Origin of the sequence: Desulfobacula sp. (genome assembly GCF_014237455.1) — a bacterium.
Lineage (GTDB): Bacteria > Desulfobacterota > Desulfobacteria > Desulfobacterales > Desulfobacteraceae > Desulfobacula.
Map to the genome: position 1 here is coordinate 1 of NZ_JABZFL010000046.1, position 1,646 is coordinate 1,646.

General features: G+C 40.8%; 2 protein-coding genes. Both read left to right on the top strand.

The window, feature by feature from the left end; all coding sequences use genetic code 11:
* The first annotated feature begins 127 nt into the window (after nucleotides 1-127).
* Nucleotides 128-1,351, top strand: a complete 1,224-nt coding sequence (locus tag HGJ91_RS06670; protein WP_291346932.1) for an MFS transporter — start codon at nucleotides 128-130, stop codon at nucleotides 1,349-1,351.
* Entirely contained in the window at nucleotides 1,329-1,580 is a 252-nt protein-coding gene (locus tag HGJ91_RS06675; RefSeq protein ID WP_291346933.1) for a hypothetical protein, read from the top strand. Before HGJ91_RS06670 ends, HGJ91_RS06675 begins: the two co-directional genes overlap by 23 nt.
* The last annotated feature ends 66 nt before the right edge of the window (nucleotides 1,581-1,646 follow it).

A 1,646-nucleotide genomic window follows, 5' to 3' on the forward strand; every position in this document is an offset into this window, starting at 1 on the left:
GTGGCCTCCTGAATTTGGTTGTTTTTTTGTCTCATAAACTTATTATAACCTTTATTCATGGGGTTCCTCAAGCTTTTTCTTTACTAATTTACTACTTTTTTTATGCAACGACAGGGTAATGTTAAAAATGATCAATCGGGATTTTTTTTATTTGCTGACCGGTCAGTTTGTTTCACAGATCGGAGATAAATTTCATTATATTGCCCTGTCTTTCTGGGTGTTGGAAACAACAGGGTCCTCGGCAAAGATGGGGGCGGTGCTGGCGGCTTCCTTAATCCCTTCTTTAGTCCTTGGTTTTTTTTCGGGTGCTTTTATCGACCGGTATAACCGCAAAATTATTATTGTAGGAGCAGATTTGCTGCGGGGGGTGATTATCGCTTTGTTCGCCCTTCTTTTTTATTTTGAAATGATGAATTTTTATGTGATTTTACTGATGCAGGCACTCTTGAGTGTTAATGTCGCCTTTTTTGATCCGGCCATACCATCTGTGATTCCCCAGATAGTGGATGAAAAAGATTTGGCCTCTGCCAATTCAAAGCACCAGTTTGTGAATGGATTTTCCACCATTGCCGGGGCTTTTTTAGCGGGAATTTTTATTTCAGCGTTTGGATATTTATGGGTATTTATCATTAATGCGGTTTCATTTATTGTGTCTGCCGGGTTTGAATGTTTTATTCATATTCCCTCGACGTCGAAATCTGCACTAAAGGAAGAACAATCCGGCATATTTGAGGATATGAAACAGGGGTATCACTATATTTTTTCCAGGAGGGTGTTGGCGATCCTTTTGTTTATGGTGATGATCATCCATTTTTTTGTGGGTTCAATAGAAGTGTTTATGCCGGTGATTGCCGATACGATTACCCAGGACGGGGCAGGAACTTTTGGCTTTTTTCAGGCTGCGCTCGGGATTGGAACCATTACAATGGCTGCGGTGTTAAGTATTAAAAGTATTTTTGGAAAGGAAAAAACGGCACTCTTTATAAGTGTTTTTTCCATCGGACTGCTCTATGTTGCGGCATCTTTTTTTAAAGGGAATGAAACGGTTTTGATATTCCTTTTCCTTGCCATGATATTTTTATTTGGCTGCTGCATTATCTGCGCAGGCATTTCTTTCAAGACGCTGTTGCAAAAAAGCATTGATAATAATTTTTCAGGAAGAGTCTTTGCTGTGGCAGGATCGGTAGGGAATGCCGCCATACCGGGTGCTATGATCATTTATGGGGTTCTATTGGAAAAATATGATTATCAGGCGTTGCTAATGGTTTCAGGTCTGGTACTAATGCTGTTGAGTATTATTTCATCGATACTGTATAAGGAGGAAAAAGATGAATCCGTCACGCAAGGTTGAAAGGGTGCAGACAGGCGTTCGAATTGAAAAAAGGCTGCTAAAGGTATTAAAGGGACTTGCTGAATACCATGATATGTCACTTGGCAACCTGATTGAAGGCATTGTGCTGCATGCCTTTGACGGCAAGGCTCCTTTCAGCGGAAAAAACCTGAAAAAAATTAAGGATTTGAAAAATATATATGAACTGGACCTGACCTGGCAGGACAGCCACAAACTGGTGGAGTCCTGACGGATTAATATTTATTCGGGCACTATTTGGGTTTAATGGGAATGAGCATGCCCTGCCTGCTGCCTG

Excerpts from the sequence above, each read along its gene's own strand:
- HGJ91_RS06670 (WP_291346932.1), top strand. The coding sequence starts at position 128 with ATGATCAATCGGGATTTTTTTTATTTGCTGACCGGTCAGTTTGTTTCA.
- HGJ91_RS06675 (WP_291346933.1), top strand. The coding sequence starts at position 1,329 with ATGAATCCGTCACGCAAGGTTGAAAGGGTGCAGACAGGCGTTCGAATT.